This window comes from Mesorhizobium sp. M0663, assembly GCF_040320585.1.
Classification (GTDB): Bacteria; Pseudomonadota; Alphaproteobacteria; order Rhizobiales; family Rhizobiaceae; genus Mesorhizobium.
On record NZ_JAMYPX010000022.1, the window covers coordinates 37,975 to 50,485 of the forward strand.

Sequence of the window (12,511 nt, forward strand, 5' to 3'; positions counted from 1 at the left end):
TTTTTCCTCAGGCCGCCTCTGCGGTCCGGCCGAAATCGACCTCTGCGAAAGCCGTCTTGATCACCTCCGGTCCGGCACCGGGCTTTGTCGCCTCGGTGGACAGGATCTGCCGATAGCGGCGTGCACCGGGCAGGCCGTGAAACAGCCCGACCATGTGCCGGGTGACATGCCCGAGCCGTCCGCCCTGCTCGATATGGCGTGACGCGTAATCCGCCATGGCATCGATCAGTGCGGCAAAATCGAACGACTCAGCTGTGCTGCCGTAAAACGCGGCATCGATGCCGGTCAGTATCCCTGGCGTGTGATAGGCGGCGCGGCCGAGCATGGCGCCATCGACATGGTCGAGATGCGTCAGCGCCTCTGCGAGATATTGAATGCCACCGTTGATGCCGATGAATTTGTTTTGTTTTCTGGCTTTCAGCCGATAGACGCGGTCATAGTCGAGCGGTGGGATGTCACGATTTTCCTTTGGGCTCAGTCCTTCCAGCCAGGCCTTGCGGGCGTGCACCCACAGCGCGTCGGCGCCGGCCGCGAAAACAGCATCGGCCAACGCATCGAGTGCCGGTTCCGGATCCTGCTCATCGACGCCGATGCGGCACTTGACGGTAACCGGTATTTTCACCGCCGCCTTCATTGCCGCGACGCAATCCGCGACGAGCACGGGCGTCTTCATCAGGCAGGCGCCGAAGGTGCCCGACTGGACGCGGTCGGACGGGCAGCCGACATTGAGGTTGATTTCATCATAGCCGAAGGTTTCGCCGATGCGCGCCGCCTCGGCCAGCTTTCCCGGATCGGCGCCGCCGAGTTGCAGCGCAACCGGATGTTCGCTGTCGTCGAAGCCGAGCAGCCGCTCGCGTGCGCCGTGGATGACCGCATCGGCCACCACCATCTCGGTATAGAGCAGCGCCTCGCGCGTCAGCTGGCGATGGAAGAACCGGCAGTGCCGGTCCGTCCAGTCCATCATCGGCGCCACGGCAACTTTGTGGCGTAACATATTCATTTTACTATTTTTTCTGTCTCAGTCCGTCCGATACTCCGTTCGAATGACAGAGCAATTTGGCAAGAGATGCACACCTAACTGACCCGATATACGATTTTGCCGCCGCAACTGAAAGCAAATTGGCATGTCACACATGTCACTGTACGCACCAGTTAGATGCCTGCCGTGGAACGATGGACCGCCGGCGGCATACCAGTCAGCCAAGGCGAAGCGTGTTGCGGGCGATCTGCCACGCGGATTCGACATGCCGCCGCGCCGCCGCCTCCGCCTCGTCCGGCTTGCGCGACCGGATTGCATCCATGATTTCGGTCATTTCGGCGATCGCCGGCTCGCGGCGGTTCTCCGACGCGATCGTCATTGAGCGGAGCTGGTTGATGCGGACATTCAGCCCCGTCACGATTTCCCAGGCAATGCGCTTGTCCGCCGCCTCGAACAGCGTTTCGTAGAACTTGGTCGTTGCCCGCATCACCTCGACAGGCGCACCGGACGCCCACGCCTCAAGCAGGTTCCTCAAGGCGGCATCGAGCAAAGCGATCTGCGCGTCCGTGGCCGTTAGGGCGCAAGCCCGCGCCGCGATGCCCTCGAGCAGCGCCCGCAATTCATAGATTTCGTCGGTGCGGCCGAGATCCGGCTTGGCCACGGCGGGTCCGTGGCCCGGTATCATCTGCACCAGGCCTTCCGCCTCCAGCTGCCGCAGGACCTCGCGCACGACGGAACGGCTCACCCCGAGCTGATCGCATAGCGGCCGCTCGACCAGCCTTTCACCAGGCTGGAAATAGAAGCCCATGATCGCTTCACGCATGCGCTCCAGCGCCAGCGTCCTCAGCGTCTTGGCAGAGCGGTCGATCCGCAGCGTATCGCCTGACATTTTCTCTCCCTACCCCGATCCGGCCACAAAACAGATTCCATAGCCGATTGACAAGGCTTCTGGTGCTCCATAGTATGGTATACCATAAGATGACGTAAAGATTTCGGCGCTGCACAGCGCCGTGGCGACCGAGGACTTCATGAAACCAGCCATTCGAAAGATCGTCACCTATATCGAGAACACGTTAATCGAGGGCGGCAAGGAAGCCCCAAAACCGTTGCGTCTGATCGGCGTCGCCGCCGTGCTGACAAACCCTTGGGCGGGCCGCGGTTTCACCGACGACCTGTCGACGGAGATCCGCGCCATTGCTCCCGTCCTCGGTGAACTGCTGACCCGCGAAATCATCGCCGTCGCCGGTTCCGGCGACGCGATAGAGGGCTACGGCAAGGCCGCGGTCTGCGGCACGGCGGGCGAGATCGAGCATGCATCGGCGCTGATCCATACGCTGCATTTCGGCAACCATTACCGTCGCGCGGTCGGCGCCAAGACCTATCTCGCCTTCACCAATCTGCGCGGAGGGCCGAACACCCCGATCATGATCCCGCTGATGGACAAGAACGACGAAGGCCGCCGCTCCCACTATCTGACCGTACATTTCCAAATCGGCGACGCGCCCGCGCCCGATGAGCTGGTAGTGGCGCTTGGCGCTTCGATTGGCGGCCGCCCGCACCATCGTATCGGCGACCGCTATCAGGACCTCAAGGAGGTCGGCGACCTGCATGGCTGACGTCGCTGCCACCGCATGGGTCCGGGACACGGCTCCGGACGGCACCGGCTTCATCCGCGCCGGCTCCGGCGCGCCGGTTCTGCTCATTCACGGTGTCGGCATGAACGCCGCGATCTGGCACGATCAGATCGCGGCGATGAAAGACCATCATGACCTGATCGCCATCGACATGCTCGGCCACGGCGTTTCACCGCTGCCGCCGGAAGAAGCCAGCCTGTCGGATTTCGCCGATCAGGCGGTTCGCCTTCTCGACCATCTTGGCGTGGCGTCGGTGTCGATCGTTGGCCATTCGATGGGCGCGCTGGTCGCTCTGGAGATCGCCCTTCGCACCCCTTCGCGCGTTCGCTCCATCGTCTGTCTCAATGCGGTATTCCGCCGCCCCGCGGCCTTGGCGCAGGCCGTACGCGAGCGTGCGGCCGCGCTCGGCACCCATGGCAACCCTTCCGCCATTGCGGCTACGCTTGCCCGCTGGTTCGGCGACCCGCTGCCGGCGAACCTTATCGGGGCGGCCTCTACCGCGCGCGCCGCCCTTGAAAGGGTCGACCCCGAAGGCTACGCGCGCACCTATCGCCTCTTTGCCCGTGCCGATGCCGAGCATGCCGGTGCCCTCCCCGGTCTTGCCGCACCGGCCCTGTTCATGACCGGGTCGCAGGACAGCAATTCGACCCCGGCCATGTCGGCGGCGATGGCGAGGCTTGCGCCGCACAGCCAATGCCTCGTGCTCAATGGAGAAAGGCACATGATGGCAATGGCTTCACCTGAAAAAGTGACCAAACACATCATGGAATTTCTCGACACGGCAGGAGACGCTGGCGTGAGGCCGGAGACGGATGCAGTCTTTGACAGCGGCGAATTCCGGCGCGCACTCGGCTCCTTCCTGACCGGTGTCACCATCGTCACAACGATCGGAGCGGAAGGCGAACCGCGCGGCTTCACCGCCAACTCCTTCACCTCGGTCTCACTCGAGCCGCCGCTGGTGCTTGTCTGCATCGCCAAGAGGGCGCTGGGGCACAGTGCTTTTTCGACGTCGAGAGGTTTCGCCATCAACATCCTGTCAGAGGACCAGAAGGCCCATTCCGGCATCTTCGCTTCCAAAGCAGCGGACAAGTTCGCGGCCGTGAGCTGGCAACCGGGCCGGACCGGCAATCCGCTGATCGACGGCTCCGTTGCGGTGTTCGATTGCGGCATGGAGCAGCTGGTCGATGCTGGCGATCACTCGATCCTCATCGGCCGCGTCCGCGACTTCAGCCACAACGGAGCCCAGCCCCTCGGTTATTGCAGAGGCACCTACGTCACGCCTGGCCTCAGCCAGGAGGCGCTGGCGGCGGCGCCCCCCGATACGGAGGTCGGCGCCATTCTCGAGAACGAGGGCCGTGTGCTGTTCGTCCAAACAGCCGACGGGATTTATGAATTGCCTGCGGGGCGCGGACTGGGCACGCCCAACGATGCGCGCAGCCTCAAAGGGCGCCTTGCCGCCAGGGCCATAGACGCCCAGCTCGGCTTCCTGTTCGCGGTGTGGGACGATGCCGCCGAACCCTGGCGCACGCATGTTTATTATCGCGGAACGGTCGAGGGATCCTATTCCGACGATCGCCAGATGCGGCTTGTCGACCTCGAGAAGATCGCGGATCTGAAGATCGCCGATCCCGCAGTGCGTTCGATGCTTGCCCGCTATGCGCGCGAACGTACGGAAGATGCATTCGGCGTCTATGTCGGCAACGAGGTCGAAGGCGAAGTCCGGCCGCTCGCCAAGCCCGCGCCTTCTCAAATTCCTATTTCCGGCCGCGGGTGAAACCGATGAAGTTTTCGCTTTTCGTGCACATGGAGCGATCGGATCTGGCAAAGCCGCATTCCGAGCTTGTCGGCGAGCTGGAGGAGCTGGTTTTGCAGGCGGAAGAGGCAGGATTCGAGACTGCCTGGATCGGCGAGCATCACGGGATGGAATTCACCATCTCGCCGAACCCGTTCATCAACATCGCCTGGCTCGCCGCCAAAACCAGGCGCATCCGGCTCGGAACAGGAACCATCGTCGCGCCGTTCTGGCACCCGATCAAGCTTGCCGGCGAAGCAGCGATGGCCGACGTCGTCACCGGCGGCCGTCTCGACATCGGCATTGCGCGCGGCGCCTACGCTTACGAATACCAGCGGCTTTTCCCAGGCCTCGAGGCCTGGGGTGCCGGCCAGCGTATGCGCGAGATGGTGCCGGCGATCCGGGGCCTTTGGGATGGTGATTTCGAACTCGCCGGCGAGTTCTGGTCGTTTCCTTCAACCACCTCGTCGCCCAAGCCGCTGCAAAAGCCTTATCCACCGATCTGGGTGGCCGCACGCGATCCGAACTCGCACGACTTTGCGGTTTCCAGCAAATGCAACGTCCAGGTGACGCCGCTTGCCTCCGGCGATGGCGAAGTGGCCAGCCTGATGGAGCGTTTCAACGCGGCGTGTAATGCCCACCCCGACGTACCAAGGCCGGAGATCATGCTGCTGATGCATACTTTCGTCGCCGAGGATGCCGCGGAGGCTGACCGGCTCGCGCAGGATCTGTCGCAGTTCTACTGCCAGTTCGGCGCCTGGTTCCAGAACAAGAAGCCGGTGCACCAGGGCATAATGGAAGCGCTGACCGAAGACGAGATCGCGGCCATGCCGCAATATGCGCCTGACAAGATCAAGCAGAACCTGGTCATTGGCGAAGCCGACGAGGTGATCGCCAGGCTGAAGGCCTACGAAGCGCTCGGCTACGATCAGTATTCGATCTGGATCGACAGCGGCCTTTCCCATCGGCGCAAGAAGAAATCGCTGCAGCTCTTCATCGACAGGGTGATGCCGGCCTTTTCCGAGCCGAAAGCTGGATTGCGATGAGCACCACTCAATTCAGGAACTATATTGACGGCAGCTTCGTCGAAGTGGCGGCGACCTTCGACAGCATCGATCCCTCGACGGGCGCGCCATGGGCGAAGATGCCCGCTGCATCGTCTGATGACGTCGACCGCGCCGTCGAAGCTGCTCACCGGGCGCTTGGCTCCGGCACGTGGCCGGCAATGACGGCAACGGCACGCGGCAAGCTTCTGGTGCGGCTCGGCGATCTGGTGGTCGCCAATGCCGACCGGCTGGCGGAACTCGAGACGCGCGATACCGGCAAGATCATCCGCGAGACCCGCGCCCAGATCGCCTATGTCGGCGACTATTACCGCTATTATGGCGGGCTGGCCGACAAGCACGAGGGCTCGTTTGTCCCCATCGACAAGGCCGACATGGAAGTGACCATCCGGCCGGAGCCAATTGGCGTCGTAGCCGCCATTGTGCCGTGGAACTCGCAGCTCTTCCTGTCCGCCGTCAAGCTCGGGCCGGCGCTGGCGGCCGGCTGCACCATCGTTCTGAAAGCATCGGAAGACGGCCCTGCCCCGTTGCTGGCCTTCGCCGAACTCGTCCATGAGGCGGGATTTCCCGCCGGGACCGTGAACATCCTGACCGGCTTCGGCCACGATTGCGGTCACCGGCTGACCAGTCATCGGCTCGTCGCCCGCGTCGCCTTCACCGGCGGTCCCTCGACCGCTCGGCAGATCGTCAGGAATACGGCGGAAAACCTCGCTTTCACGACGCTCGAGCTCGGCGGCAAAAGCCCGGTCGTGGTGTTTGCCGATGCCGATCTGGACAGCGCCGCCAACGCGGTCGTTGCCGGCATCTTCGCTGCCACCGGCCAGAGCTGCGTCGCCGGCTCTCGGCTGCTGGTCCAGCGCTCCGTGAAGGACGAATTCCTCGCCCGGCTCAAGCGCAAAGCCGAGGCGATCAGGATTGGCGATCCGCAGGATCCCGCGATCGAAATGGGACCGCTCGCCACCTCGCGCCAGCGCGAATGGATAGAGAAGATCATTGCTGAAAGCCTGGCCGCGGGCGGGCAACTGGTCACCGGCGGCATTCGCCCCGCGGGCATGGCGGACGGCTTCTATTACGCGCCGACGATTATCGACGCGCCTGATCAGACCCTTGCCTGCGTGCGCGAAGAGCTCTTCGGCCCGGTGCTCTGTGTGCTAGCCTTCGACGGCGAAGCTGAAGCGCTTTCGCTCGCCAACGACACGAAATTCGGCCTGGCGTCCGGCGTGTTCACCACCAATCTGGCAAAAGCCCACCGCATGGCGCGCGGCATCCATGCCGGCGTGGTCTGGATCAACACCTATCGGGCGGTCTCGCCGCTGGTTCCGTTTGGCGGCTACGGCCAATCCGGGCTCGGCCGCGAGGGCGGCCTCGATGCGATCCGCGACTACACGCGTTCGAAATCGGTGTGGATACGCACCTCCGACGACCCGATTCCCGATCCTTTTGTCATGCGGTAGCCGCCGCTGGCCGGAGATGCGCGATCAAGGCGAAAACGACCGATCGCGAACAGACAACAACGAAAACAACAGAGGAGAACGACAATGAAACTGATCATCACCGGCTTCCTTGCCGGATTTATTGCAACGACAGTTCCGGCAACGACGGCCGCAAAGGCCGAGGACATGGTGTTCACCAGCTGGGGCGGGACGACCCAGGAAGCGCAGACCAAATCCTGGGCCGAGCCGTTCACCGCTGCATCCGGCATCAAGGTCATGCAGGACGGCCCGACCGACTACGGCAAGCTGAAGGCGATGATCGACAGCGGCAGTGTCAACTGGGACGTCGTCGACGTCGAGATGGATTTCGCCATCAAGGCGGCCAAGGACGGTCTGCTCGAGCCGATCGACTTCAAGACCGTGCCGAAGGCCGACCTCGATCCGCGCTTCACCACCGATCACGCCGTCGGCAGTTTCTACTATTCCTTCGTGCTCGCCTGGAACAAGGGCGCCGTTTCGGGTGAACCGGCCGGCTGGGCCGACATGTTCGACCTGACGAAGTTCCCGGGCAAGCGGACCTTCTACAAATGGTCGGCGCCCGGTGTCATCGAGATCGCGCTGCTGGCCGATGGTGTTCCGGCGGACAAGCTCTATCCGCTGGATCTCGATCGCGCCTTCAAGAAACTCGACACCATCAAGTCGGACATCGTCTGGTGGAGCGGCGGGGCGGAGTCGCAGCAATTGATCGCATCCGGCGAAGCAACGTTCGGCCAGCTGTGGAACGGCCGCGTCTTCGCACTGGACAAGGATGGCGCCGATGTCGGCGTCTCCTGGAACCAGAACCTGACCGCAGCCGACGTTCTGGTGGTACCGAAGGGTGCCAAGAACAAGGATACGGCGATGAAATTCCTCGCCGCGGCGAGCAGCCCCGCCGGCCAGGCCAAATTTGCCGAAGCCAGCGGTTATGCGCCGATCAATACCAAGGCCAAGGCAGAGATGCCGGCCGATGCCGTGAAATCGCTGCCGGACGCTCATGTCGGCGGGCAGATCAATCTCGACATGAACTACTGGGCCGCCAATCGCGACACCATCGCCGCGCGCTGGTATGCCTGGCAGGCGAAATAAGCCCGCCCTTGAACCGCAATGGACGAGACGGTTCGCGCCGTCTCGTCCCGTAGCCGGGTCGCTGTCATGTCGGTCGAAACACGCCGGAACTTTGGAACGGTGCGGGTGCCGGCAGGTCTCAATGGCCTGCTGCCGGCCCTGATTCTGATTATGCTGTTCTTCGTCATCCCCGTGCTGGCGCTGCTTTTGCGCAGTGTCACGGAGCCCGAGCCAGGCTTGCAGAACTATGCTGCCCTGCTTGGTGACGGCACCTATGCGCGGGTGTTCTTCAACACATTCCTGGTCGCGGCGTTGGTCACCGTCGCCACGGTCCTTGTCGCCTTTCCGGTCGCCTGGATGCTGGCAATCATGCCTTCGGGACTGGCCTCGATCATCTTCGGCATCATCATTCTGTCGATGTGGACGAACCTGCTCACCCGCACCTATGCTTGGATGGTGCTCCTGCAGCGTACCGGCGTCATCAACCGGACGCTGATGACCATCGGCGTCATCGACCACCCGCTGCCGCTCATCAACAATCTCACCGGCGTCACTATCGGCATGGTCTATATCATGCTGCCCTTCATGATCCTGCCGCTGGTCGGCACGTTACGGGCGATCGATCCGATGACGCTGCGTGCGGCGTCGCTGTGCGGCGCAAGCCCTTTCCAGGCGTTCCGCCGTATCCTCGTGCCGCTGTCGCTGCCCGGCGTCGCGGCCGGCGGCCTGATGGTCTTCGTCATGTCGCTCGGCTACTTCGTAACGCCGGCACTGCTCGGCGGCACGTCGAACATGATGCTTGCCGAAATGATCGCGCAGATGGTCCAGTCGCTGCTCAACTGGGGGCTCGGCAGCGCCGCTGCCTTCATCCTGCTTGTCGTCACCATGGTTCTCTATGCACTGCAGCTGCGCCTTGTCGGTGCCAGGCGCACGAGCGGAGGCATCTGAGATGCTGCTCGACTATGACCGCATGGGTTGGCTACGGGTTGCCCTGCTCGGCTTCACCGCGCTGGTCGCTGGCTTTCTTCTGTTGCCGGTGGTCTTCATTGTTCTGCTCTCCTTCGGCTCGTCGCGCTGGCTGGCTTTTCCGCCGCCCGGCTGGACGCTCAAATGGTACCAGGAGCTTTTTGCCGATCCGGCCTGGCTCGACGCCGCGCTGACCAGCGCTCGGATCGCCACCATGACGGCGATCCTGGCAGTAGCGATCGGCCTGCTCGCCTCCTTTGCCCTGGTTCGCGGAAGGTTTGCCGGACGTGAGATCCTGCGCGGCCTGCTGCTGACGCCGATGGTTCTGCCCGTCGTTGTCTTCGCCATCGCCATCTACGCCTTCTTCCTTCGCCTTGGCCTCGGCGGCACCACCATCGGCTTCGTCATCGCCCACACCGTGCTGGCGCTGCCCTTCGCCATCATTCCGATCGCCACCGCGCTCGAAGGGTTCGACAAGTCGATCGAGGACGCGGCAATCGTCTGCGGGGCAAGCCCGCTCGAGGCCAGGCTCAGGATCACCTTGCCGTCGATCCGGATCGGCATCTTCTCCGCCGCGATTTTTTCGTTCCTCGCCTCGTGGGACGAAGTCGTGGTGGCGATCTTCATGGCCAGCCCCAGCTTGCAAACCTTGCCCGTCAAGATCTGGGGCAGTCTGCGGTCGGACCTCAGTCCGGTGATCGCCGCTGCCTCCAGCCTGCTGGTCGGGCTGACGCTTGCCCTGATGGTGATGACGGCGCTGCTGCAGCGAAAGTTCCGGACATGACCCACCCTTTCCTCTCCATCCGCAATCTGCGCAAGGCGTTCGGGGCGATCGTCGCCGTGCACGACGTCACGCTGGACATTCCCAGGGGCGAGTTCCTGACCTTCCTCGGGCCCTCCGGTTCGGGAAAATCGACGACGCTCTACGCGATCGCCGGCTTTCAGGACCCGACTTCCGGCGATGTCTTGCTGGAAGGAAAATCACTGCTTGCAGTGCCTTCGCACAAGCGCAACATCGGCATGGTCTTCCAGCGCTACACGCTGTTTCCGCATCTGACGGTGGCCGAAAACGTCGCTTTTCCGCTGCGGGTTCGCCGCCGGCCGGACGCCGAGGTGAAGAAAAAGGTCGCCGACATGCTGGCCCTGGTGCGGCTCGAAAGCTTTGCCGGACGCTTACCCGATGCGCTGTCGGGCGGCCAGCAGCAGCGCGTCGCGCTGGCCCGGGCGCTGGCCTACGATCCTCCGATCCTTTTGATGGACGAGCCATTGTCGGCGCTCGACAAGAAGCTGCGCGAGGAAATCCAGGGCGAAATCCGCCGCATCCATCGCCAGACCGGCGTCACCATTCTCTACGTCACCCACGATCAGGAAGAGGCGCTGCATCTGTCGGACCGAATCGCCCTGTTCAAGGATGGCCGCATCGAGCAGACCGGCACCGGCGAGGATCTCTATCTCAGGCCAGCGACCGATTTCGTCGCCGGCTTCATCGGCAATTCGAATTTCCTCGCCGCCGAACATCTCGGCACCACCAACGGCACGACAACGATCCGCATGACAGACGGTTCGGTCATATCCGGAGTCAGGGCCAACGGCACGTTCGGCAAAGGCCAGAAGACCAGGCTGATGATCCGGCCCGAAGCCTTTAGCATGGAGCGGAGCCCGGCGAGCGCGGAACTGAATGTCGAGATCGTCGACATCGCATTTTACGGCGAGCGCCGGCGGATCGTCGCGCGCATCGCCGCTGGACAGGAGGTTGACATCAGGCCGACCTCCGCCGCCATGCAATCGCAGGATGTGTGGCCCTGCAGCCGGCAGGTCTTTTTCGATCCCGCTGCTGCATTCCTGTTTCCGGCCTGACTAAGCCGCGGTGGATCGCCGCCCTTCAACGCTTCGCAGCGATGGAAGCGTGCTTGGGAACAAGCTGTGGTTAGGTCCATCATCAGCTTCGGTCAGCAAGCGCGCAACGTGATCGACGCTGCAGTCGGCTGATTGGATGGCGGGCGCAACTCCTGTATCCATTGACAGTCGTCATGCTCGGTTGGAAGATGAAGAAGGTCAGCGGCGATAGCCATACGGGAAGGCAATGGTCCAACCGCCAGATACCGGACACCATCCTGGCAGCGTCGTCGCGGTCATCGTCATTTGTTTGATCATCGTTGCTTTGTTCTTCATAGGCTTCAGATACTCAAGGCCAGGCCAGGGTACCCTCGTTATTCCTGGCGGTACGCTGCAGCAACCGTGAATCCGACCCCTTGGCGCTGACGCGGAGCCGTTCTCAGGCTGCCAAAAGTGCCCCGGCGGGACTGGGGGACGCCGCAGAATGGGCCGGCGGTTCGCAGCCGGTCTTTTGCTTCCCGCCGCGGCATTTCTTTCCCACCTAAACAACCAAGCCTGACCGGTGTGAGGTCGACCATACTAGGAGACGACGAGCGCTCAGTCACTAGGCACTAGACGGCCCTGATCAGCCGGAGCAGAGAAAGCGCTTCGAAAAAGGTCCCCTTGCGAAAGGCAAGATAGGTCGGCTCTTCGACACCATGGAACCGGCGCTTGAAGGCCGCCTGCCCCTGCAGATTGAAGCGGGTGCGATTGACCCAGGGGGAGTCATAGGCACGCTGGAAGGCGTGCCGCCAGAAATCGCTTTCGGCAAACCCGCTAGGTCCGATTTCGACAAGCGGCGACAGGCCTAGGGTGACGACGGAAACACCTTCATCGCGAAAGCGGTCGACCGCGAATTTGGTCAGGCCGATCTCGGCATGCGCCGAGCCATCGATATGCTTGCGCTTGAACGAGGTGGTGTAGCCGATGACCTTGCCGTCGCTGAACAGCGGATCGAAATCCAGCAAGGCCACGAGCTCCCCATCCGGACCGTGCAGGACGAAACGGCGCATATCGACGCCAAGGTGATCGGCAAAGGGCCTGTTGAGAAATCTCATCTCCCAGCGCTTGACGATGCGGTCGGCCCGCCAATTCTGGGAGAGCCTGGCAATCTCGTCGAGGAAGACAGTCCCGTTGTCCTCTGCGAAGGAAAAACCCTTCTTCAAGAGCCAGCGTTCGGAATAGCGCACTGTCTCATTGCGCTTTCCGGAAAAGTCGTGTCTGGGCAGGACAAGCCTGGTGTCGACGCCGAGGCGGTTGACCTGATAGCCAAGCCCGGCAAGCACGCGCGCCGTCTGGTCGCCGATCTGCACGAACCACGGGCTGCCGGCAACCTCGATGAAACGTCTGATATAGTCGCGCCGATCGGCCGGGGCAGCCACTGGATCACCGAGCGCGAAATGATGTCGCGTTTTGCTGCCGTAAGCGATGTAGCCCTGGGCATCGCCGAAGTAGTGAAGCCCCTTCTGCACGGCGGTCGAATAGGCAAGGGAAAAATCACCGTGGCGACGGACCAGCGCCAGGCGCTCGACATGGTTCAGCTGCAGCCGCGGTATTTTAGGCCCGCGGTTCTCCAGGAAACGATCGAGGCGTCTTCGCAGTGACGGCATGGTCGACTTTCGCGTGCCGGCTAGGCCGATGAAAGAGCTGACGGACCCCAAACC

General features: G+C 62.8%; 11 protein-coding genes. 8 read left to right on the forward strand and 3 right to left on the reverse strand.

What is annotated here, in order from left to right:
* Positions 1 to 7: 7 nt before the first annotated feature.
* Positions 8 to 1,000 (reverse strand): tRNA dihydrouridine(20/20a) synthase DusA, encoded by a 993-nt coding sequence (gene dusA, locus NKI54_RS27225; protein WP_352568656.1) that lies wholly within the window; start codon positions 998 to 1,000, stop codon positions 8 to 10.
* Positions 1,001 to 1,196: 196 nt separating this feature from the next.
* The gene (locus NKI54_RS27230) at positions 1,197 to 1,868 is read right to left on the reverse strand and encodes a GntR family transcriptional regulator (RefSeq protein WP_352593622.1); all 672 of its coding nucleotides are present in this window, start codon (positions 1,866 to 1,868) and stop codon (positions 1,197 to 1,199) included.
* Between the two features lie 139 nt (positions 1,869 to 2,007).
* Between NKI54_RS27230 and NKI54_RS27235 the strand changes: the two genes are divergently transcribed.
* From NKI54_RS27235 to NKI54_RS27270, 8 genes are all read left to right on the forward strand, one after another.
* A complete protein-coding gene (locus tag NKI54_RS27235) occupies positions 2,008 to 2,595 on the forward strand; it encodes an amino acid synthesis family protein (RefSeq protein ID WP_352636735.1) in 588 nt (195 codons plus the stop codon).
* Complete coding sequence (locus tag NKI54_RS27240) at positions 2,588 to 4,387, forward strand: alpha/beta fold hydrolase (RefSeq protein ID WP_352692738.1); 1,800 nt, start codon at positions 2,588 to 2,590, stop codon at positions 4,385 to 4,387. Before NKI54_RS27235 ends, NKI54_RS27240 begins: the two co-directional genes overlap by 8 nt.
* Before the next feature lie 5 nt (positions 4,388 to 4,392).
* The gene (locus NKI54_RS27245; RefSeq protein WP_023674994.1) at positions 4,393 to 5,451 is read left to right on the forward strand and encodes an LLM class flavin-dependent oxidoreductase; all 1,059 of its coding nucleotides are present in this window, start codon (positions 4,393 to 4,395) and stop codon (positions 5,449 to 5,451) included.
* Positions 5,448 to 6,923 carry an aldehyde dehydrogenase gene (locus NKI54_RS27250; RefSeq protein ID WP_023674993.1) on the forward strand — a complete coding sequence of 492 codons (1,476 nt, stop codon included), beginning with the start codon at positions 5,448 to 5,450 and terminating at the stop codon, positions 6,921 to 6,923. Before NKI54_RS27245 ends, NKI54_RS27250 begins: the two co-directional genes overlap by 4 nt.
* A gap of 84 nt (positions 6,924 to 7,007) precedes the next feature.
* Entirely contained in the window at positions 7,008 to 8,027 is a 1,020-nt protein-coding gene (locus NKI54_RS27255) for an ABC transporter substrate-binding protein (RefSeq protein ID WP_023674992.1), read from the forward strand.
* Positions 8,028 to 8,093: 66 nt separating this feature from the next.
* Positions 8,094 to 8,954 carry an ABC transporter permease gene (locus NKI54_RS27260; protein ID WP_023674991.1) on the forward strand — a complete coding sequence of 287 codons (861 nt, stop codon included), beginning with the start codon at positions 8,094 to 8,096 and terminating at the stop codon, positions 8,952 to 8,954.
* Position 8,955: 1 nt separating this feature from the next.
* Positions 8,956 to 9,756 (forward strand): ABC transporter permease, encoded by an 801-nt coding sequence (locus NKI54_RS27265; RefSeq protein WP_352448865.1) that lies wholly within the window; start codon positions 8,956 to 8,958, stop codon positions 9,754 to 9,756.
* Complete coding sequence (locus tag NKI54_RS27270) at positions 9,753 to 10,829, forward strand: ABC transporter ATP-binding protein (RefSeq protein ID WP_352593633.1); 1,077 nt, start codon at positions 9,753 to 9,755, stop codon at positions 10,827 to 10,829. The genes NKI54_RS27265 and NKI54_RS27270 overlap by 4 nt, the downstream gene beginning before the upstream one ends.
* A gap of 590 nt (positions 10,830 to 11,419) precedes the next feature.
* Here the strand turns inward: NKI54_RS27270 and NKI54_RS27275 are convergent.
* On the reverse strand, positions 11,420 to 12,457 hold the full coding sequence (locus NKI54_RS27275) for a phosphatidylglycerol lysyltransferase domain-containing protein (protein ID WP_023674988.1): 1,038 nt from the start codon (positions 12,455 to 12,457) through the stop codon (positions 11,420 to 11,422).
* Between the last annotated feature and the right edge of the window lie 54 nt (positions 12,458 to 12,511).

Excerpts from the sequence above, each read along its gene's own strand:
- NKI54_RS27235 (WP_352636735.1), top strand. The coding sequence starts at position 2,008 with ATGAAACCAGCCATTCGAAAGATCGTCACCTATATCGAGAACACGTTA.
- NKI54_RS27250 (WP_023674993.1), top strand. The coding sequence starts at position 5,448 with ATGAGCACCACTCAATTCAGGAACTATATTGACGGCAGCTTCGTCGAA.
- NKI54_RS27230 (WP_352593622.1), bottom strand. The coding sequence starts at position 1,868 with ATGTCAGGCGATACGCTGCGGATCGACCGCTCTGCCAAGACGCTGAGG.
- NKI54_RS27275 (WP_023674988.1), bottom strand. The coding sequence starts at position 12,457 with ATGCCGTCACTGCGAAGACGCCTCGATCGTTTCCTGGAGAACCGCGGG.
- dusA (WP_352568656.1), bottom strand. The coding sequence starts at position 1,000 with ATGAATATGTTACGCCACAAAGTTGCCGTGGCGCCGATGATGGACTGG.
- NKI54_RS27255 (WP_023674992.1), top strand. The coding sequence starts at position 7,008 with ATGAAACTGATCATCACCGGCTTCCTTGCCGGATTTATTGCAACGACA.
- NKI54_RS27260 (WP_023674991.1), top strand. The coding sequence starts at position 8,094 with ATGTCGGTCGAAACACGCCGGAACTTTGGAACGGTGCGGGTGCCGGCA.
- NKI54_RS27265 (WP_352448865.1), top strand. The coding sequence starts at position 8,956 with ATGCTGCTCGACTATGACCGCATGGGTTGGCTACGGGTTGCCCTGCTC.
- NKI54_RS27245 (WP_023674994.1), top strand. The coding sequence starts at position 4,393 with ATGAAGTTTTCGCTTTTCGTGCACATGGAGCGATCGGATCTGGCAAAG.
- NKI54_RS27240 (WP_352692738.1), top strand. The coding sequence starts at position 2,588 with ATGGCTGACGTCGCTGCCACCGCATGGGTCCGGGACACGGCTCCGGAC.
- NKI54_RS27270 (WP_352593633.1), top strand. The coding sequence starts at position 9,753 with ATGACCCACCCTTTCCTCTCCATCCGCAATCTGCGCAAGGCGTTCGGG.